Source organism: Pseudomonas sp. SDO5215_S409, from assembly GCF_054071325.1.
Genome location: NZ_JBSVWN010000076.1, coordinates 1 through 21,025 on the forward strand (window position 1 = coordinate 1; position 21,025 = coordinate 21,025).

The 21,025-nt window shown below is 64.2% G+C and carries 13 protein-coding genes and 1 pseudogene; 10 read left to right on the plus strand and 4 right to left on the minus strand.

Going from position 1 to position 21,025, the window contains the following annotated elements:
* Positions 1 to 93: 93 nt before the first annotated feature.
* The gene (locus tag ACW9H9_RS26210) at positions 94 to 4,941 is read right to left on the minus strand and encodes an NAD-glutamate dehydrogenase (RefSeq protein ID WP_457346206.1); all 4,848 of its coding nucleotides are present in this window, start codon (positions 4,939 to 4,941) and stop codon (positions 94 to 96) included.
* Positions 4,942 to 5,309: 368 nt separating this feature from the next.
* Here ACW9H9_RS26210 and ACW9H9_RS26215 point away from each other — a divergent pair, with 368 nt between their 5' ends.
* The 7 genes from ACW9H9_RS26215 to ACW9H9_RS26245 all read left to right on the plus strand — a co-directional run bounded on the left by ACW9H9_RS26215 (position 5,310) and on the right by ACW9H9_RS26245 (position 12,666).
* A complete protein-coding gene (locus ACW9H9_RS26215; RefSeq protein WP_457346207.1) occupies positions 5,310 to 5,663 on the plus strand; it encodes a hypothetical protein in 354 nt (117 codons plus the stop codon).
* Positions 5,664 to 5,811: 148 nt separating this feature from the next.
* Positions 5,812 to 6,771 carry an AAA family ATPase gene (locus ACW9H9_RS26220; protein WP_457346209.1) on the plus strand — a complete coding sequence of 320 codons (960 nt, stop codon included), beginning with the start codon at positions 5,812 to 5,814 and terminating at the stop codon, positions 6,769 to 6,771.
* A gap of 5 nt (positions 6,772 to 6,776) precedes the next feature.
* Positions 6,777 to 7,709 (plus strand): DUF58 domain-containing protein, encoded by a 933-nt coding sequence (locus ACW9H9_RS26225; protein ID WP_457346210.1) that lies wholly within the window; start codon positions 6,777 to 6,779, stop codon positions 7,707 to 7,709.
* Positions 7,706 to 8,200 (plus strand): DUF4381 domain-containing protein, encoded by a 495-nt coding sequence (locus tag ACW9H9_RS26230; protein WP_457346212.1) that lies wholly within the window; start codon positions 7,706 to 7,708, stop codon positions 8,198 to 8,200. Before ACW9H9_RS26225 ends, ACW9H9_RS26230 begins: the two co-directional genes overlap by 4 nt.
* Complete coding sequence (locus ACW9H9_RS26235) at positions 8,193 to 9,281, plus strand: vWA domain-containing protein (protein WP_457346213.1); 1,089 nt, start codon at positions 8,193 to 8,195, stop codon at positions 9,279 to 9,281. Before ACW9H9_RS26230 ends, ACW9H9_RS26235 begins: the two co-directional genes overlap by 8 nt.
* Positions 9,278 to 11,029, plus strand: coding sequence for a tetratricopeptide repeat protein (locus ACW9H9_RS26240; protein WP_457346214.1), 1,752 nt, complete (start codon positions 9,278 to 9,280; stop codon positions 11,027 to 11,029). Before ACW9H9_RS26235 ends, ACW9H9_RS26240 begins: the two co-directional genes overlap by 4 nt.
* Entirely contained in the window at positions 11,026 to 12,666 is a 1,641-nt protein-coding gene (locus ACW9H9_RS26245) for a BatD family protein (RefSeq protein ID WP_457346215.1), read from the plus strand. Before ACW9H9_RS26240 ends, ACW9H9_RS26245 begins: the two co-directional genes overlap by 4 nt.
* A gap of 4 nt (positions 12,667 to 12,670) precedes the next feature.
* On the opposite strand, the gene ACW9H9_RS26250 is transcribed toward ACW9H9_RS26245, so the two are convergent.
* Both ACW9H9_RS26250 and ACW9H9_RS26255 read right to left on the minus strand, forming a co-directional pair.
* The gene (locus ACW9H9_RS26250; RefSeq protein WP_457346216.1) at positions 12,671 to 12,871 is read right to left on the minus strand and encodes a YbdD/YjiX family protein; all 201 of its coding nucleotides are present in this window, start codon (positions 12,869 to 12,871) and stop codon (positions 12,671 to 12,673) included.
* A gap of 10 nt (positions 12,872 to 12,881) precedes the next feature.
* On the minus strand, positions 12,882 to 14,936 hold the full coding sequence (locus tag ACW9H9_RS26255; protein ID WP_457346217.1) for a carbon starvation CstA family protein: 2,055 nt from the start codon (positions 14,934 to 14,936) through the stop codon (positions 12,882 to 12,884).
* A gap of 259 nt (positions 14,937 to 15,195) precedes the next feature.
* Between ACW9H9_RS26255 and ACW9H9_RS26260 the strand changes: the two genes are divergently transcribed.
* Genes ACW9H9_RS26260 through ACW9H9_RS26270 form a run of 3 tightly spaced genes read left to right on the plus strand, consistent with a single transcriptional unit; the run spans position 15,196 to position 20,683 of the window.
* Positions 15,196 to 16,437 (plus strand): exonuclease SbcCD subunit D C-terminal domain-containing protein, encoded by a 1,242-nt coding sequence (locus ACW9H9_RS26260; RefSeq protein ID WP_457346218.1) that lies wholly within the window; start codon positions 15,196 to 15,198, stop codon positions 16,435 to 16,437.
* Positions 16,434 to 20,072: an AAA family ATPase gene (locus tag ACW9H9_RS26265; protein WP_457346219.1), complete on the plus strand. Its 3,639-nt coding sequence runs from the start codon at positions 16,434 to 16,436 to the stop codon at positions 20,070 to 20,072. The genes ACW9H9_RS26260 and ACW9H9_RS26265 overlap by 4 nt, the downstream gene beginning before the upstream one ends.
* The gene (locus tag ACW9H9_RS26270) at positions 20,069 to 20,683 is read left to right on the plus strand and encodes a glutathione S-transferase (protein ID WP_457346220.1); all 615 of its coding nucleotides are present in this window, start codon (positions 20,069 to 20,071) and stop codon (positions 20,681 to 20,683) included. Before ACW9H9_RS26265 ends, ACW9H9_RS26270 begins: the two co-directional genes overlap by 4 nt.
* 22 nt (positions 20,684 to 20,705) lie before the next feature.
* Here the strand turns inward: ACW9H9_RS26270 and ACW9H9_RS26275 are convergent.
* Positions 20,706 to 21,025, minus strand: a pseudogene (locus ACW9H9_RS26275) (lipase family protein); the annotation flags it as partial.

Here is a 21,025-nt window from a genome sequence, read left to right on the forward strand (position 1 = left end):
AGCCAAGCTGGTTGCGCTTCGCGCAACGCGCCATGCCTGGCGCACATAAAAAAAGCCCCGTATCGCGAGATACGGGGCTTTTGGGTTGACGCCTTACTGGCCGCTCAACGCCAGGTCCAGCAACTCACGGTTGGCCACCGCGTACATGGCGTAGTCCGTGCCGACCGCAGCACGGATCTCGACCATCATGGAGCGCCAGCGCTCGGCCATGTCCTGGTGTTGCTCCAGCCACAGCGCCACGCGGGCTTCCATGTCGTCCGGCGCGTCGGCCATCTGCAACACGCTGATGGTGATCGCACGCTGCTGCCAGTCCACGTCGTCGCGGAAGGCTTCGCGCGCCTGGGCCTGCCAGTTGTTGCCCACCGGCAGATCGCTGATCTGCTGCAAGTACCACGGCAAGTCCAGTGCACTGCCCACCGCAAAGTAGGCCTTGGCCACTTCGGCGGCGTCATGCCCGGTCACGTCGGCGGCCTCGATGATCGGCAGCAAGGTGTACAGGTGGGTCGTGCCGGCAACCATGCGCGCCAACAGCTCTGGCACACCGGCCTCGGTGTAGGCCTGGTAACGGGTCTGCCAGCCTTCGCGAGTCGGGCCTTCCAGCAGTTCGTCGAGCTTGAGGCCCAACGCCGCCAGGTGCGGACCGAAGTGCGCCACGTCGCGACCGGCATCCTGCTCGTTGCGACGGCTGCGCAAGAACCAGCGCGTAGCGCGACGGCCCAGGCGCATCAGCTCGTCCATCAGCTCCAGTTGCACCTGCGCCGGCACCTGGTGGTCCAGCGCTTCGATCTGACGGAACCAGTGCGGGAGGTGGAAGATGTCACGCACGATCACATAGGCCCCGGCCACGTTCGCCGGGCTCATGCCGGTGGACTCCTTGAGTCGCTGAACGAAGGTGATGCCCATGTGGTTGACCAGGTCGTTGGCGATCTGGGTGCTGACGATCTCGCGCTTGAGACGGTGACGGCGCATGGCCTCGGAGAACTTGGCCACCAGGCTCGGCGGGAACGCGGTTTCCATGTCGCGGGTCAGGTAGTCGTCGTCCGGCACCTTGGAGTCGAGCAACGCTGCCTTGAGGTCGATCTTGCTGTAGGAGATCAGCACCGACAGCTCCGGACGGGTCAGGCCCTTGCCCGCGGCGACACGCTCGTTGAGCTGGTCTTCGGCCGGCAGGAACTCGATGGCGCGGTCCAGCTTGCCCCGGCCTTCCAGGTCGCTCATCAGGCGCTTGTACTCGGCGATGCGCTCGTAGGCACGGCGCGCCGCCAGGGACAGGGCCTGGGTTTGCTTGTAGTTGTTGCCCAACACCAGGTTGCCGACTTCGTCGGTCATGCTCGCCAGCAACTGGTTGCGTTGCTTGTCGGTCATGTCACCGGCCTGCACCACTTCATTGAGCAGGATCTTGATGTTCACTTCGTGGTCGGAGCAGTCCACGCCACCGGCGTTGTCGATGAAGTCAGTGTTGGAACCGCCGCCGTTGAGGCCGAACTCGACACGGCCCAGCTGGGTCATGCCCAGGTTGCCGCCCTCGCCCACCACCTTGCAGCGCAGTTCGTTGCCGTTCACGCGCAGGGCGTCGTTGGCCTTATCGCCCACGTCGGCGTGGCTTTCGGTGCTGGCCTTGACGTAAGTGCCGATACCGCCGTTCCACAACAGGTCCACCGGCGCCTTGAGCAAGGCGTTCAGCAGCTCGGTCGGGGTCAGTTTGTCGGCCTGGATGTCAAAGCGCTCTTTCATCTGTGGCGAGATGGCGATGCTCTTCGCGCTGCGCGAGAAGATACCGCCGCCTTCGGACATGATGCCGGTGTTGTAGTCCGACCACGCCGAACGCGGCAGCTCGAACAGGCGCTTGCGCTCGACAAAGCTGGTGGCCGGGTCCGGATTCGGGTCGACGAAGATGTGCAGGTGGTTGAATGCGGCGACCAGTTGCAGCGTGTCAGACATCAACAAGCCGTTACCGAACACGTCGCCCGCCATGTCGCCGACGCCCACCACGGTGATGCTGTCTTCTTGCACATTGATGCCGCGCTCACGGAAGTGACGCTGCACGCCCACCCACGCGCCCTTGGCGGTGATGCCCATCTTCTTGTGGTCGTAACCGGCCGAACCACCAGATGCAAAGGCGTCGCCCAGCCAGAAGCCGTAGTCGATCGCAATGCCGTTGGCAATGTCGGAGAACGTCGCGGTGCCCTTGTCGGCGGCAACCACCAGGTAGGGGTCATCGTCGTCGTGACGCACCACGTTCAACGGCGGCACCAGGGCGCCGTCCTTCAGGTTGTCGGTGATGTCGAGCAAGCCCGAAATAAAGATGCGGTAGCAAGCGATGCCTTCGGCCGCGATCTCATCGCGGGTGCCGCCCAGCGGCAGGCGACGCGGCAGGAAGCCGCCCTTGGCGCCCACCGGCACGATCACCGAGTTTTTAACCTGCTGGGCTTTTACCAGGCCCAGCACTTCGGTACGGAAGTCTTCTTCACGGTCGGACCAGCGCAGGCCGCCACGCGCCACATTGCCAAAGCGCAGGTGCACGCCTTCGACACGCGGCGAGTACACGAAGATCTCAAACTTGGGCACCGGCTTGGGCAGCTCGGGGATCGCGTGCGGGTTGAACTTGAAGCTGAAGTACGACTTGTTCTGGCCGTTGGCGTCGGCCTGGTAGAAGTTGGTACGCAGCGTGGCCTTGATCAGGTCCAGGTAGCGACGCAGGATGCGGTCTTCGTTGAGCACCTGAACGTCGTCCAGGGCGGTGAGGATCGCTTGCTCCAGACGCTGTTGCTTGTCGTCCAGGTCTTCGGCGGTCAGTTTGCGCGCCAGATAGAAACGGGTCTTGAACAACCGGGTCAACTCGCGGGCGATGTCGGTGTGGTTGTTCAGGGTGCTGGCGATGTAACCCAGGTCGAAGCCCAGGCGGATCTGCTTGAGGTAGCGGGCGTAGGCTCGCAGCAGCGCCACGTCGCGCCATGGCAGGCCAGCGGTCAGTACCAGGCGGTTGAACGCATCGTTTTCGGCATCGCCGTTGACGATGTGCACGAACGCGTCCTGCAGGGTGTCGTTGAGCTGCTGGATGTCCAGGTTCACGCCTTCGGCGGCGGTGAACGCAAAGTCGTGAATCCAGAACTCGCGACCGTTGGCGTGACGCAGGCGGTACGGGAATTCACCCAGCACGCGCAGGCCGAGGTTTTCCAGGATCGGCAGCACGTCGGACAGCGCCAGCGGCGTGTCGGCGTGGTACAGCTTGCAGTGCAGCTCGCGCTGGCCGACCTGGCCCAACGGTTGGTAGAAGCTCATCACCAGCGGGTTGGCTTCGGTGAGGCTGGACAGGTGCTGCATGTCCACCACCGCCGAGTGCGCGGCAAAGCGCTCGCGGTAGCCTGCCGGGAACCCTTTGGGGAAATCCGCCAGCACATTGGTGCCCTGGGCTTCGCCGAAGCTTTCGACCACCAGGCTTGCGTAGTCGTCCTGCCAGCTGCGGCAGGCCTGGACCACTTCGTTTTCCAGTTGGACGGGGTCGATGTCCAGGCGCACCTTGGGGTCGACCCGCAAAATCAGTTGCACACGAGCCAGCACCGACTCGGAGAAGAAGGTCCAGAACTCGCAGTCCGAGGCCTTCAGACGCTCCATCAGCACTTGCTGGATCTTCTGGCGCACTTCGGTGGAATAGATGTCACGCGGTACGTAGGCCAGGCAATAGCAGAAACGGCCGTACGGGTCTTTGCGCAGGAACACGCGAATCTTGTTGCGCTCCTGGATCTGCACGATGGACATCACGGTGCTGAACAACTCGTCCACCGGGGTCTGGAACAGGTCGTCGCGCGGCAGCACTTCCACCACCTGCGCCAGCTCCTTGCCCAGGTGCGCCTTGGGCTGGAAGCCCGAACGGCGTTCGATTTCCGCGACCTTGCGGCGGATATACGGAATGACCCGCACGCTTTCGCCATACACCGAGGAGGTGTACAGGCCCATGAAGCGGCATTCCTTGACCACTTTCCCGTTGGCGTCGATCTGGCGGATCGACACGTAGTCCGGGTAGGCCGGACGGTGTACGCGGCTGGGGTGCGCGGCCTTGGCGAACGACAGCACAGTCGGCTCGTTCAGGTACGCCACGGCGTAGTCTTCGATGCGCAGGTCTTCGGCAGTGAGGCCGGCGCGCAACAGTTTGGTCAGGCCCAGGAACGAGCTGGCGTCGTATTCGAGCTGGCCGCCGTTCTTGTCGTCACGGACCACGAATTCTTCATAGCCCAGGAAGGTGAAGTGGTTGCTCACCAGCCATTCCAGGAAGGTCTTGATCTCGGCTTTTTCGTCGCCGTCGATCACGAACGGGCTGGCGTCGATACCGGCCAGCAGGTCCTGGACCTTGGCTTTCATCGGTTCGAAGTCGGCCACGGCGATGCGCACTTCAGCCAGCACTTGCTCCAATTCCTTGGACAGCACGTTCAGCTCGGCGGCATTGGCGCAGCGGTCGATCTCCAGGTACATCAGCGATTCGTTCAGGACATCGTCGCCCTGGGTGCCTTTGGGCAGCACTTCCATCAACTCGCCCTTGCTGCCACGGCGCACGCTGAGCACGGTGGTTTGCAGGGTGTGGATGCTGTAGCCACGGCGGTTGAGTTCTGTACGCACCGAGTCCACCAGAAACGGCAGGTCGTGGTGCAGAACCTCAACGGCGGTGTGGGTGGACTGCCAGCCGTGGCGCTCGTAGTCAGGGTTGTAGACGCGCACTTGCGGCTGGGTGTGATCGAAACGTTCCAGCAGGCGCCAGGCTGACAGGGTGCAGCCCGCGAGGTCGGAAAGGCGACGTTGGGTCAGTTCGTCGAGGGAAATGATGCCGAAAAATTGTTCAGCAAACAGCGCCACTTGTGGCAGTGCCTGTTCGTTGATGTGCTGCGCCAGTGCCGCTTGCAGTTGGTGCTGGAAGTCGGCTTTGCTGGCTGCGGTGAAGAACGCCATCTGTGGTACTCCGCTTGGGCTTGTTATAGAGAGAAGCGTCGCGCGTTTTTTCCCCGTAAAAAGGGGACCTTCATCACGCTGCAGGGTGTATCGGGCAGTGCAGCGTGACAGGTTGATGAAGCTGGTCGCGACCCAGGGGTCACATTCACGTTCAAGGATCGGCACTTCGACGCTCGCCACCGGTTCTAAGGGCCGGCGGTCGGGGCAAAGCCAACCACTGCGCAGCTTAACGAGTGCGCCAAGGCCCGTGCTTGCGGCACTGCGACATATTCGGACATGGCTAGGCAGCCGATTGCCACGCGGCCCTGAAAAATATCCGCAATGCAGGCAAAATGGCGCCTTCCCAAGCTTAGACAGGACATGTCGCCATGCAACTGCGTACCGCCCATATCATCGCCAACCCTTGTGACGATGAAGAAGACAACATGGCCATGCTCTGCTGCCACGGCGACAAAGGCGAAATGTTCATGCTCAGCCGCTACCCGGACGAGGACGACGTGGAACTGACCTGGGACTACGAACCCTCCACCCTGGACGGCTTGAAGGTCACCCTCAGCGCGACCACCCTGCACATCGAGTTGGCCGCGGGCGATGCCGACGCGCTGGGCGGGCATGACCACCTGGAGATCAGCCACAGCACCGCGGCCTCGGACCTGGCCGAAGTGGACGCAACCCTGCAGAACATCCTCAAGGGCACCGGGACCTATATCAGCGCGCTGTAAGCGCTCAAACCTAGGACTTTTCCTACAATTTTTCGCAAAATCCCCGCCACGCCATTAGTCGCCACCCCCCGTCATGCATTAAAGTAAGACCCCCAGGCCCGGGCGTTGCATGCAGCGCCCCGGCTCATCTTTCCAGGAACACTCATCGATGGAACATCGTGAAGCGCTGCTCGCGCTGCGCACTTTTCTCTCAGCGCAGATCCTCGGCCAGGAAAAGCTCATCGAGCGCCTGCTGATCGCCCTGCTCGCCGACGGCCACATGCTGGTCGAAGGCGCTCCCGGCCTGGCCAAGACCAAGGCCATCAAGGAGCTGGCAGAAGGTATCGAAGCGCAGTTCCATCGTATCCAGTTCACCCCCGACCTGTTGCCCGCCGACATCACCGGCACCGAGATCTATCGTCCGGAAACCGGCAGCTTCGTCTTCCAACAGGGGCCGATTTTCCACAACCTGGTGCTGGCGGACGAAATCAACCGGGCGCCCGCCAAAGTGCAATCGGCCTTGCTTGAGGCCATGGCCGAGCGCCAGGTGAGCGTGGGGCGCAGCACCTATGACCTGTCGCCGCTGTTCTTGGTGATGGCCACGCAAAACCCCATCGAGCAGGAAGGCACCTACCCCCTGCCCGAGGCCCAGCTGGACCGGTTCTTGATGCACGTCAAAATCGGCTTTCCGGACGCGGCCGTCGAACGGCGCATCCTGCAACAGGCCCGGGGCGAAGCCCTCAACGGTGAAACCAAGCCCGAGCGCCGGGTCAGCCAGCAGGCGATCTTCGCCGCGCGCAAGGAAATCCTCGGCCTGTACATGGCCGACGCCGTGGAGGAATACCTTGTCCAACTGGTGATGGCCACGCGCAACCCGGCCAAGTTCGACCCGGAGATGGCCGAGTGGATTGCCTATGGCGCCAGCCCCCGGGGCTCCATTGCCCTGGACCGCTGCGCACGGGCGCACGCGTGGCTGGCCGGGCGTGACTTCGTCAGCCCCGAAGATATCCAGGCGGTGCTGTTTGACGTGCTGCGCCACCGTATCATTCTGTCGTTTGAAGCAGAAGCGGCCGGCATCGACCAGGACCGCGTGGTCCAGCGCATTCTCGACGTCGTTGCCGTCGCTTGACGCCCATGAACGCCGGCGATGGGACGCGTATCACCCTCAGCGAATTGATCGAGGTGCGCCATCGCGTGCGGGAAGTGCAGCTGTTCTCCACCCCGAGCCAACGCAGCCCGTTGATCGGCCTGCACCACTCCAAACTGCGTGGGCGTGGCGTGGACTTCGACCAGGTGCGGGTGTACCAGGCGGGCGACGACGTGCGCACCATCGACTGGCGCGTGACCGCGCGCACCCAGGAGCCGCACACCAAGCTGTTTCATGAAGAGCGCGAACGGCCGATCTTCATCATGGTGGAGCAAAGCTGCCGACTGTTTTTTGGCTCCGGCAAGATGTTCAAGTCGGTGCTCGCGGCGCAAGCGGCGAGCCTGATCGGCTGGGCCGCGCTGGGCCATAACGACCGGGTCGGCGGGCTGGTGTTCGGCGACAGCGAGCACTACGAAATCAAACCCCGGCGCAGCAAGCAAAGCCTGCTGCAACTGCTCAACCGCCTGGTGCGGGTCAACCAGGGCCTGAACACCGAACGCCGCCCGGAAAGCGACGCCCTCGGCATGGCCCTGCGCCGAGGCCGTGAAGTGTTGCGCCCGGGCAGCCTGGTGATTGTGATCTGCGACGAACGGGCCTTGAGCGAAGGCGCTGAACAACAGCTGAGCCTACTCTCGCGTCATTGCGATCTGTTGCTGCTGCCGGTGTCCGACCCGCTGGACCACGCCCTGCCCGCTGCCGGGCTGCTGCGGTTTGCCGAGCGCGGCGCGCAGCTGGAACTGGACACGTTGAACGCCGACCTGCGCCAGGCCTACAAAGCCCAGGCCGAAGCCCGCAGCGCCCGCTGGGAGTTGCTCGCGCAAAAACTGCGGGTGTTGCTGATGCCACTGAGCACCCAAGGCGAGTTGGTGGAGCAACTGCGCGAATACCTCAACCCGCAACGCCCGGTTAAAAAACCATGAGCAGCCTGGATCAACTGCAACCGCTGATCAGCCCGCCCGGCGTAGGCTTCTGGCCGCCTGCGCCAGGCTGGTGGCTGTTGTTGCTGATCCTGCCGCTGATGGGCTGGGGCCTGTGGTGGCTGCGCCGCTTTTTGCCCGCCAAACGCGCGGTGGAACGCACCGAGCAACCCCTCGACCCGTTGCGCCTGGCGGCCCTGGCCGAACTGGCGCTGATGCCCCGCCCCTACGACGGCGCCCCGGCGGGCGCCTGGCTGCAACAACTCAACGGGTTGCTCAAGCGCCTGTGCCGCAACGACTACCCTTACAGCCAGAGCCACACCTTGAACGGCCGCAAATGGCTGGCGTTTCTCGACAACCGCTGCCCGGCCGCCGGCCTGACCCGCTGGATGGTGTTGGTCGAGGGCGCCTACAAGCCCGAATGCAAACTCGACGACAAGGCCATCGCGGGCCTGACGCAAGCCGTCGACACCTGGATTCGCAAACATGTTTGAGTTCGCCTGGCCGTGGATCTTCGCCCTGCTGCCGCTGCCGTGGGTCCTGCGCGGTGTGCTGCCCGTGGCCGACAGCGGCGAGCCTGCGCTCAAAGTCAGCTTTCTGGGCGACCTCGAAGGCCTCACCCGCCGCCGTGCGCGGGTGAACCTGCCGGGCTGGCGCCAGCAGGCACCGTTTGTGGTGCTGTGGCTGTTGCTGCTCACTGCCGCCGCCCGCCCCGAGTGGCTAGGCGAACCACTGCCGATTGCCGCCAGCGGGCGCGACTTGCTGGTGGCGGTGGACGTGTCCGGTTCCATGGACTTTCCCGACATGCAGTGGCAGGACGAAGACGTCAGCCGCTTGAGCCTGGTCAAGCACCTGCTCGGCGACTTCCTGGAAAGCCGCGAAGGCGACCGCGTCGGCCTGATCCTGTTTGGCAGCCAGGCCTATCTGCAAGCGCCGCTGACGTTTGACCGGCACACCGTGCGCACCTGGCTGGACGAAGCACGTATTGGCATTGCCGGTAAAAACACCGCCATCGGCGATGCCATCGGCCTGGCACTCAAGCGCCTGCGCCAGCGCCCGGCGCAAAGCCGCGTGCTGATCCTGGTGACGGACGGCGCCAACAACGCCGGTCAAATCGACCCGCTGACCGCCGCCCGGCTGGCCGCCGAAGAACACGTCAAAATCTACCCGATCGGCATCGGCGCCGACCCTGAGCAAACCGGCAGCCTGGGCATATTGGGGGTCAACCCGAGCCTGGACCTGGACGAGCCCGCCCTCAAAGCCATCGCCGAGGCCACCGGCGGGCGCTACTTCCGCGCCCGTGACGGCCATGAACTGCAAACGATCAAAGACACCCTCGACACGCTCGAGCCCGTGGCGCAACAACCCACCGAAGCCCGCCCGGCGCAGGCCTTGTACAGCGCGCCGTTGGCGCTGGCGTTGATTTTGAGCGTCTTGCTGGTGATCCAGGAACGCTGGCCGGACAACGCCCTGCAACGGCTGTTTGACAAGCTGTCGAGCAAACGGCACTTCCTGCACGCCAGCCCCGAATGGCGCCAGCGCCTCAAGCGCCTGCGTTTGCGGAGGCGCCGATGATCGCCCTGTGGCCTCACTGGTTCCGCCCCTGGTGGCTGTTGCTGTTGCCGCTGCTCGGCGTGCTGCTGTGGCAGTTGTGGCAGTTGTGGCACCGGCAAAAACGCGCCGGGCGCTGGCAGATGATCCTGCCGCCAGCCTTTCACGCCGCCCTGCTCAGCGGCGGCAATGGCCGCGACAGCAAAGCCCCGTGGGTGATGCTCGGCGCGGGCTGGTTGCTGGCGCTGCTGGCCTTGCTGGGCCCCAGTTGGGAACGGGTCGAGCAAACCAGCCAGAAACCGGCCGACCCGCTGGTGGTACTGCTGGAACTGACCCCGGAAATGCTCGCCACCGACAGCCCGCCCAACCGCCTGGAACAGGCGCGGCGCAAGCTGTTCGACTTGCTCCAGGCGCGCAGCAATGCGCAGACCGCCATCGTCGTCTACGCGGGCAGCGCACACACCCTGGTGCCGCTGTCGGATGACCTGGCCACCAGCCATAACCTGCTCGACGCCCTGCGCCCCTCGATCATGCCCGAGCCTGGCCACCGCGCCGACCTCGCCGTGGAAAAAGCCCTCACGCTGCTTAAACATGCGGGCCTTGGCCCGGGGCGGCTGCTGTTGATTGGCTCGTCGCTGTCCAAACAGGAGCGCCAGGGCATTCGCCTGCAACTGCAAGGCAACCCGGCCCCGCCCCTGTCGATCCTGGGCGTGGGCAGCCGTGAAGGCACCCCCGTCACCCAAGAGAACGGCGAGTTTCTCAAGGACGAACAAGGCGCCATCCTGGTGCCGCGCCTGGACAGCCCGACGCTCAAGGCGTTCGCCAGCGAGATGGGCGGCCACTTTCGCCCGGTCCGCCTGGACGACAAGGACCTGCGCAACCTCGGCCTGCTGGCCGGCCCGCAAAACCTGCGCAACGACGGCCAACTGCTGCACCTGGACAGCTGGGCCGACCAGGGTTACTGGCTGCTCTTGCCCCTGCTGTTGCTGGCCGCCTGCGCCGGGCGGCGGGGCTGGTTGTTCTGCCTGCCGCTGCTGTTGTTGAGTGCGCCGCAACCCAGCTATGCGTTTGAGCTCCAGGACCTGTGGCTGCGTCCCGACCAGCAAGGCCAGTACCTGCTCAAGAAAAAACGCCCCCTGGAAGCCGCCGAACATTTTCAGGACGCGCAATGGCAAGGCGTGGCGCTGTACCAGGCCGGTAACTACGCCGAGGCCGCCAAGCGCTTTGCCGAAAGCAACGACGCCTACGCCCACTACAATCGAGGCAATGCCCTGGCCAAGAGCGGTGAGCTGGACGCCGCGATCGATGCCTACGAACAAGCCCTGGAAGCCCAGCCAGACCTGCAACCGGCGTTGCAAAACAAAGCGCTGGTCGAACGCCTGCTACAGGAGCAAGCAGAGCAATCGGCACCCGCCCAGCCGCCGAAAAAGGAAGATGACGAAACCACCCAACCCGGCCAGACTGCGCAACCGGGCGCCAGCAACCCCAGCAACACCGGCGGTGAACAACCGCCCCAGGCGCAAGGCCAGGCCGGCACCCCCGACGCACCAGCCGGTGCCACGCAACAGGCAGGGGGCAATGAGGTGCCCGGTAGCGAACTGGGCGACGAGCACACCACCACCCCGCCGTTGCGCCCCGCCGGTGACAGCCTCGAGGGTGAGCAGCGCCAGGCGATGGAGCAATGGCTACGGCAGATCCCGGACAACCCCGGCGAGCTGCTGCGCCGCAAATTCTGGTACGAACAGCAACAACATCAGGACAAGACGCGATGAACCGCAGCACCGCCTTTGTGCTCACCCTTGCCCTGTGGGCCGGCCATGCCCAGGCCGCCAACCTGGTCGCCAGCGTCGACCGCAGCCGCATCAACGCCGGGGAAACGGTGGAGCTGACGGTGGAGTCCAACGACGTCACGCTGTTTGGCAAGCCGGACCTGACGCCCCTGGACGCCGTGTTTGAAGTCAGCGGCACCCGCCAGCTCAACCAGCTCACCACGCTGGGCGGCGACAATCACGCCAACACGCGCTGGATCATCACCCTGCTGCCGAGGCAGACCGGCACCGTGGTGATCCCGTCGCTGACCATCGGTGAGCTCACCACCCAGCCGATCACGTTGCAGGTGGTGGAAGCCGCCAACCAGGACAGCGACAACCAGCTGGCGCCGGTCTTCATCGAGGCCAACCTGGACCAGAACAGCGTCTACGTGCAGGCCCAGGCCCTGTTGACCGTGCGCGTCTACCATTCGGTGTCGCTGTACGACGACAGCAGCCTCACGCCGCTGCAAATGGCCGACGCCCGCGTCGAACAGGTCGGCGAGTCGCTGACCTACGAAAAAGTCATCAATGGCATCCGCCATGGCGTAATCGAAACCCGCTACGCGATCTACCCACAGCACAGCGGCACCCTGGCCCTGCCCTCACAGGTGTTCAGCGCCACGCTGGTAGAGCCGCGCCCGGCGCAGAACAACGCACCGCAAGGCTCAAAGCCCGGCAAGCTGGTCCATGTGAGCTCGCCCGAGCAGACGCTGACGGTCAAGGCCAAACCTGCGGTGTACCCCGCCGATGCGCCCTGGCTGCCGGCGCGCAACGTGACCCTGAGCGAAAACTGGAACCCTGAGCCTGCGCACGTGCAAGTGGGTGACTCACTGACCCACAGCCTGACCCTCAAGGCCGAAGGCCTGGCCAGTGCCCAATTGCCCGCGCTGCCCACCGCCGACATCAACGGCCTGCGCCGCTACCCGGACCAGCCGGTGCTGAGCAACCAGAACAGCGAGCGCGGCCTGATCGGCACCCGCGAGGACCGTGAAGCGCTGGTGCCCAACCGTGCCGGTGCCCTGGAACTGCCCGCGGTGGAGGCGGTGTGGTGGAACACTCACGAGGACCACCTGGAACGCACCACCCTGCCCGCCCGCACCCTGCAAGTGGCGATCAACCCGAGCCTGGTGGTGGACACACCGGCCAGCCCCACGGTGATCACCGCGCCCGACAACGACACCCTGTGGCTCTGGCAACTCGCCACGCTGCTACTGGCGTGCACCACGCTCCTGGGGTTTGGCTTGTGGTGGCGCGCCCGTTCGCAACCGGCGGTCTTGCGCGCCGCGCAAACCGGCCCCAGCCCACGCACCTTGCTGGACGACCTCAAGCGCGCCACCCAGGCCAACGACCCCCAGGCCACGCGCCAGGCCCTGGATGCCTGGGCCCGGCAACAGCCGCAAACGTTGGCCGACATGGCGGCGCGGTACGTGTCGTTGTCGGATGCGCTGGACGGGTTGAATGGCGCCCTTTACAGCGAAAGCGGGCAGTTCTGGCAGGGCGAAGACCTGTGGCGGGCGGTCAAGGCGATCCCGGTCGCGGAGCGCCAGCAGGACACAGCGGTCGACAGTACAAGCCTGCCGCCGCTGTACCCCAAATAACGCGCTAACAGCAGCGCGTCGTGCACTTCTTGCTGCTGTAGCGCGACGCTTGCCGCTCGCGGAAAAACGCCTCGTAACTCATCACCGGCTCATGCGGATGATGGGCGGCCATCAGCGCCACGTAGTTGTCGTAGTCCGGCACGCCGACCATCAGGCGGGCCGTGTCGCGAAGCACCTTGAAGCAGCGACTCAGTGGGTTGGACATGGGTAAACCTCTAGTGGGCCAAGGCGTTGAAGGGGGTTTCGTTGTCGCTACGGGTCGGCTTGACCCACGCCTGACGCCCTACGCGGAACGCGTAGAACAGCACACTCAACACCACGGCCAGGAAGAATGCAGTCAGCGTCGCGTTGAGGTAGGCGTTGAAGATCACGTTTTGCATCTGGCCGATGTCCTTGGCCGGGGCCAGCACCTGGCCCGCCGCCAGTGCGTCGCGGTACTTGTGGGCCAGCGCCAGGAAACCCACGGCCGGGTTGGCGTCGAACAGTTTGATCAGGCTGGCCCAGGTGGTGCAGACCACCAGCCACGCGGCCGGAAACAAAGTGACCCACACGTAGCGCTGGCGCTTCATTTTGATCAACACCACGGTGGCCAACAGCAAGGCGATCCCGGCGAGCATCTGGTTGGAAATACCAAACAGCGGCCACAGGGTATTAACCCCGCCCAGCGGGTCAATCACGCCCTGGTACAACAAATACCCCCACATGGCCACGCAGCCAGCGGTGCCGATCAACGTGGCGATCCACGAGTCGGTGCGCTTGAGCGACGGCGCAAACGAGCCCAGCAAGTCCTGCAACATGAAGCGCCCGGCGCGGGTGCCCGCGTCCACGGCGGTCAGGATGAATAGCGCTTCAAACAAGATTGCAAAGTGATACCAGAAAGCCATGGTGTCTTTGCCCGGCAGCACCGTGTGCAGGATCTGCGCGATGCCCACCGCCAGGGTCGGCGCGCCGCCCGCACGGGCCAGTACGGTGTTTTCACCGATGTCATGGGCCACGCTCTGCAATGCCTGCGGGGTGATGACAAACCCCCAGCTGCTGACCGTATGGGCCACGGTGGCCAGGTCACCGCCGACAATCGCCGCCGGGCTGTTCATCGCAAAATACACACCCGGCTCGATCACCGAGGCGGCGACAATCGCCATCACCGCCACCATTGATTCCACCAGCATCGCGCCGTAGCCGATAAAACGCGCGTTCACCTCGTTATCGAGCATTTTCGGGGTAGTCCCCGAGGCAATCAGCGCATGGAAACCCGACACCGCACCGCAGGCAATGGTGATAAACAGGAACGGAAACAGCGCGCCCTTCCACACCGGACCTGTGCCGTCGGTGAACTGGGTAAACGCGGGCATCTTGAGCTCGGGCAGGGTCAGCAAAATGCCGATGGCCAGGGCGACGATGGTGCCGATCTTGAGAAACGTCGACAGGTAATCCCGCGGTGCCAGGATTAGCCAGATCGGCGTCACGGCCGCGACAAACCCATAGCCGATCAGCATCCAGGTGATCTGCGTGCCGGTGAAGGTAAACACCTTGGCCCAATAGGCGTCGGCGGCAATCTGCCCGCCCAGCCAGATCGACCCCAGCAGCAACACCACGCCGATCACCGACACCTCACCGATGCGGCCGGGGCGGATATAGCGCATGTACACGCCCATAAACATCGCGATGGGGATGGTCGCCATCACGGTGAACATGCCCCAGGGGCTTTCCGCCAGGGCCTTGACCACGATCAGCGACAGCACCGCCAGGATGATCACCATGATCATGTAGCAGCCCAGCAAGGCAATGGTGCCGGGCACGCGGCCCATTTCCTCGCGCACCATTTCGCCCAGGGACGCGGCGTTGCGGCGCATGGAGAGGAACAACACCATAAAGTCCTGCACCGCCCCAGCGAGCACCACGCCCACCATCAGCCACAAAATGCCCGGCAGGTAGCCCATTTGTGTCGCCAGCACCGGCCCGACCAGCGGCCCGGCCCCGGCAATGGCGGCGAAGTGGTGACCAAACAGCACGTTTTTGTGGGTTGGCACAAAGTCCAGCCCGTCGTTGTTGCGCACCGCAGGCGTGGGCCGGTTGGGGTCCAGTTGCATGACCCGGTTGGCGATGAACAGGCTGTAATAGCGATACGCAACCAGGTAAATCGCCACACTGGCGACCACCAGCCACAAGGCATTGACGGCTTCGCCACGCCGCAGGGCGATCACGCCCAGCGCAAAGGCACCCAGCGCCGCCAGGGCGAACCAGCCGACATGTCGGGTAAGTCGGGACATGAAGAGTCTCCAGCCAACGGGCAGCCGTCGGCAGTATTTGTTGTTGTAGGGGAATGCTGCGGGTGTATCACATCGCGTTTATGTATCTGCAATGTGTCGTGCCAGAGGGGGTTTGTATCGCTGTGTAGGCCCGGGCGGCCTGACGCGTATTAACGGTGGGAACGGGCATGTGCGCTCCCACACAGGTAAACTCTGTTTCTTTTTAACCGCGGTGTTCACTTGCGGCGGCCATTCACTTTACGTTTTCACGGAGTTTGCCTTGCGTCTGTTTCACACCTCCGACTGGCACCTTGGGCAAAACCTGCACGGCCAGGATCGCGACTTCGAGCACACCTGTTTTCTGGAGTGGCTGCTGGGCCAACTCAAGGCCCACCGCCCGGATGCGCTGCTGATCGCGGGCGATATCTTCGACACGGTCAACCCGCCGCTCAAGGCCCAGGAGCGGCTCTACGACTTCATCATCAGTGCCCATGAGCAAAACCCCGGGCTGACGGTGGTGATGATCGCCGGCAACCACGATTCGGGCTCGCGCATTGAACTGCCAGCGCCGCTGATGCGCCGCCTGCGCACCCACGCCCTGGGCCGGGTGTTGTGGCTGGACGACGGCCAGCTCGACGCCGAACGCCTGTTGATCCCCCTGCCCGGCGCCGACGGCAAAGTGGCAGCCTGGTGCCTGGCGCTGCCGTTTTTGCGCCCGGCAGAAGTCACCGGCGCGCAGTTGGGTGACGACTACCTGCGCGGCATCGGCCAGGTGCATGGGTGGCTGATCGCCGCCGCCAACGCCAGGCGCCAGCCCGGCCAGGCGCTGGTCGCCATCAGCCACGCGCACATGGCGGGTGGGTCGGTGTCGCAGGACTCCGAACGCAGCCTGATCATCGGTAATGCCGAGGCGCTGCCGGCCAGCTTGTTCGACGAGAGCGTCAGCTACGTCGCGCTGGGGCATTTGCACAAGCCGCAGAAGGTGAATGGCGAAGAACGTATCCGCTACTGCGGCTCGCCCATTCCATTGTCATTCTCCGAAATCGGCTACAAGCATCAGATCCTCGACATACAACTGAGCGGCGAAACCCTGGTGAGCGTCGAAGCCCGGCCAATCCCCCGCTCCGTTCACCTGCAACGGCTGGAGGCCGCGCCGCTGGCCGATATTCTCAAGCAGCTGGCCGACCTGCCAGACATCGACCTGCTGGCCGACACCCAGCGCCAACCCTGGCTGGAAGTGCGGGTACGCCTTGACGAGCCGCAGCCCGACTTGCGCCAGCAAGTGGAAAACGCCCTGCTGGGCAAGGCCGTGCGCCTGGTGCGCATCGCCGCCGAATACGCTGGCAACGGCGCCCGCGACGGCGGCGATGATGAACGCCTGATCGAACTCGACCAGCTCACGCCGCTGGAGCTGTTCAGCCGTGCCTGGCAGGAAAACTACGGCACCGATGTGGACGAACACACCTTGAACGATTTCGCCATCTTGCTTCAGGAAGTGCAGCAGGAGGATGAGCCGGTATGAAGATTCTCGCCATTCGCCTGAAAAACCTCGCGTCCCTGGCCGGGCCGTTTGAAATCGACTTCACCGCCGAGCCCCTGGCCAGCGCCGGGTTATTTGCGATTACCGGGCCGACTGGCGCGGGTAAAAGCACATTGCTGGATGCGTTGTGTCTGGCGCTATTTGGCGCCGTCCCCCGGCTGGGCGATACCGGGCAGGCGAAAATGCCGGATGCCGACAGCGATATTTCCATCGGCGATCCCCGCACCTTGCTGCGGCGTGGCACCGGCGGCGGCTATGCCGAAGTGGATTTTGTCGGCGTCAGCGGCCGCCGTTATCGTGCGCGCTGGGAAGCCAATCGTGCTCGGGACAAGGCCAACGGCAAGCTGCAAAGCAGCCGACAAAGCCTGATCGACCTGGACAGCGAGCAACTGCTGGCCAGCCAGAAAACCGAATACAAAGCCCAGCTGGAACTGGCCCTGGGCCTGAACTTTGAACAGTTCACCCGCGCGGTGCTGCTGGCCCAGAGCGAGTTCAGTGCCTTCCTCAAGGCCAATGACAACGAGCGCAGCGAACTGCTGGAAAAACTCACCGACACCGCGCTCTACACCCAACTGGGACGCCGCGCCTTCGACAAGGCCAAAGACGCGCGCGAAGCCCACAAGCAATTGCAGGACCAGGCCAGCGGCGTAACGCCGATGGCGCCCGAAGAGCGCGCCGAGCTGGACCGGCAACTGGCCGACGCCCAACAGCACCTCAAGACCGGGCAGGCGCAGCTCAAGCAACTGGAGCTGCAACACACCTGGCTCAAAGAACTGCGCGAATGGCAGGAGCGCCTGCAAGATACACGCGAACAACTGCAACAGGCTGAACACGACTGGAACGCCCAAGCCCCGCAAAGGCTGGATTTGAGCCGACTGGAGCACCTTGCCCCCCAACGTCACCAGTTTGCGCGCCAGGCAGAACTGGGCACCCAGTTGCAGCCGTTGTCCGCTCAGATCCACGCGCACCTTGAGCAACAGGCCGCCCTGCTGGCCCAGCAAGCCCAATTGCAACAGCAGCAAGTCGACGCGCACGCCGCGTTGGCGCAGGCCCGGCAGCAGCACGCCGAAGCCGGGCCCTTGCTGCGCGAAGCCTTTGACGCCCAAAGCACCCTGGCCCACCTGACCCGCGAAGTGCACAAGCGCGACGCGGAAAAACAACACAGCGAAACGGCCTGCGCCGAAGGCCAGGCCGCCTTGACCGCCCTGCTCGACAGGCAAGCCCAGGTCACCGAACGCTTGCAGCGCCTGGCCACCGAACTTGAGCACAGCGCCGCCCTTGCCCCATTGAGCGAGGCCTGGACCGCTTACCGCGACCGCCTGCAACAGCTGATGCTGATCGGCAATCGCCTCAACAAGGGCCAGGGCGAACTGCCGCAGTTGGAGCAACGCGCCACCCAGCTCAACGAGCAATGGACCGCGCAACGCAACGCGCTGGAGCTGCTTTACCAGGAAGCGGGCGCCGAACCGCACGCGGTGGCGGAGCAAATCCAGCTGCTGGGCGGCTTGCTACAGGACAATCGCAAACAGCAGCGAGCCTTCGAGGACCTGACGCGGCTGTGGGACAGCCATCTGCAATGGGAGAACCAGGGCCAGGTCCTGGCCCAAAAGCTCAGCGCCGTGCAGCAGCAGCGTGAAGACCTGATCACATCGGGCCAGCAGACCAAAGCCGAGCTGACCCGCGCCGAACAAACGCTGACCGTCACCAAGCAGTTGCTGGATCGCCAACGCTTGAGCCGCAGTGAAAGCATCGAAGAGCTGCGCGCCAAGCTCCAGGACGATCAACCGTGCCCGGTGTGCGGCAGCCACGAGCACCCGTACCATCAAACCGACGCCCTGCTGCAAAGCCTTGGGAAAAACGATGAGCAAGAGCAAGCAGCGGCCCAAAGCGCCGTGGACAGCCTCAACAAGACGCTCATCGAACTGCGCGGCGACCTGGGCGGCGTCAACGCGCAGATCAAGGAGTTCCTGAGCCAGCAAGCACAGCTGACCGCGCAACTGAGCACGTCGCAATCCGCCCTGGAAAGCCATGCGCTGTCTGCTTCGTTGCTCAACCATGACCCGCAAAAGCGCAGTGCCTGGCTGGCCCAACAACTTAGCCAGCTCACCCAAAGCATCGCCCAGGACGAACAGCGTCAGGGCGCCCTGCTCAACCTGCAACAAAACGCCGGGCGCCTGCAGCAGCAACTGCAAGCCGCCCAGGACGCCAGCCAGCAGGCACGCCAGCAGTTGATCGACCAACAGCGCGAACTGGCCAACGACCGCGAACGCCTGGACGACGAACTCAACGCGTTAGCCAGCCTGCTGCCGGCCGACACCCTGGAGAGCCTGCGCAGCGACCCGTCCAACACCTTCCTGCAGCTCGACCAGCAGGTGAGCCAGCGCCTGGAACAGCTCGATCACCAGCGCGAAGAGCGCGAAGAACAGCAGCAACGCCAACAGGCCATCAGCCAGGAGCAGACGCACCAACAGCATCGCCAGCAACAGCTGGAGGCATTGCAACAACAATGCGGCGAGCTGACCGCGCAACAGCAGGCGGCCCAAGGCACACTTACCGCATTGCTGGGCGAACACGCCACTGCCGAGCACTGGCAACAACAACTCGACCAGGCCGTGGAGCAGGCGCGCCTCAGCGAAACCGAGGCCACCGCACTGTTACAAACAATGCACGGCGAGCTGATTGAACGTGCGGCCGACCTCAAGGCCCAGCAGGAACGCCAGCACGCGCTGCACACCGAACAACAGGCCCTCGACGCGCGCCTGGCTGAATGGCACGCGCAACACCCGGAACTCGATGATGCGGGCCTGGCGCGGTTGCTGGCGTTTGACGAGGCGCACATCACCGAGCTGCGCCAGCAGGTGCAACAGCGTGAAAAGTCCATCGAACAAGCCAAGGTGTTGTTGCAGGAGCGCGAACAACGGCTCCAGGAGCACGCGGCGCAGCACAACGGCAACCTCGACGCCGAGCAACTGGACCACGCCCTTGCCGCCCTCAACAGCGAGCTGGCCAGTAGCGACCAACGCTGCGCCGAACTGCGCGCGCGTCAATCCGAAGACCAGCGTCGCCAGGACGCCAATCAGGCGCTGGCAGAGCAGATCGCCAGCGCCTATGACGAATGGCAACGCTGGGGGCGGCTCAACGCGTTGATTGGCTCGGCCAGTGGCGACACGTTCCGCAAGATCGCCCAGGCCTACAACCTTGACCTGCTGGTGCACCACGCCAACGCGCAACTGCGCCAACTGGTCCGCCGCTATCGCCTCAAACGCGGCGGCAGCATGCTCGGCCTGCTGGTATTGGACACCGAAATGGGCGACGAACTGCGCTCGGTGCACTCGTTGTCGGGCGGCGAGACGTTTCTGGTGTCGCTGGCACTGGCCTTGGGGCTGGCGTCGATGGCGTCCAGCACGCTGAAAATCGAGTCGCTGTTTATCGACGAAGGCTTCGGCAGCCTCGACCCCGAGTCCCTGCAATTGGCCATGGATGCGCTGGACGGCTTGCAGGCCCAAGGCCGCAAGGTCGCGGTGATTTCCCACGTGCAGGAAATGCACGAGCGGATCCCGGTGCAGATTCAGGTCAAGCGCCAGGGCAACGGGTTGAGCACCCTGGAGGTCAAGTGAACGAGGCGCTGCTGTACTCGTTCCGCCGCTGCCCGTACGCCATGCGTGCGCGGTTGGCGCTGCGTTATGCGCAGGTGCCGGTACGGATTGTCGAGGTGAGCCTCAAGGCCAAACCGCAAGAAATGCTCGCCCTGTCGCCCAAAGGCACGGTGCCGGTGTTGAGTGTGCAAGGCCGGGTGATTGATGAAAGCCTGGCGATCATGCAATGGGCACTGGCGCACAACGACCCGCAGGACTGGTTGCTGCAGGCAGACCCGGCGGCGCAGCGCCTGATGGCGGCCTTGATTGACGAAAACGACCAACGCTTCAAGGTGCAGCTCGATCGCTACAAATACGCCGAACGCCACCCGCAACACCCCATGGAGGTGTACCGGGCTGGCGGGGAAGTGTTTTTGCAACAGCTGGAGGAACTGCTCACGGGGCGCGATTATTTGCTGGCTGATCACCCAAGTCTTGCGGATATGGCGCTGGCACCCTTCGTTCGACAGTTTGCCCATGTGGATCGGGCGTGGTTTGCGGGCACGCCCTATCGACGGGTGCAGGCGTGGTTGCAGGACTTTTTGGCGTCGCCGTTGTTTGTCGCGGTAATGGCAAAGGAACAGGCGCCCTGACTGCATCACGCCCGCCTTTTTTCTAGCCGATTGAGTCGATATCCACATCATGCGGCGCACCCACCACGTGCCCTCCGATGATGGCGGCGATGGCCTGATCGTTGTCGACAAGCTCGGGCGGCGCTGTGGCCAATGGTTCCTCGGTGGTATTGAGCGCGTGTGCCTTCCAGTGGGCCAGGTCTTGTGGAGTGGGCGATGCGTTGCCGTACACGTCCGTTTCGCGGGCTGTGGTTGAGCGCAATGTGAGCAGCCGCTCTCGTGCGGTTTGAACCTTGCCGACCTCCGCTCGGAGCGCGTCGTAGGCTTTTTCATGGGCCTTGCGGTAAGCATCCGGGCGCGCCT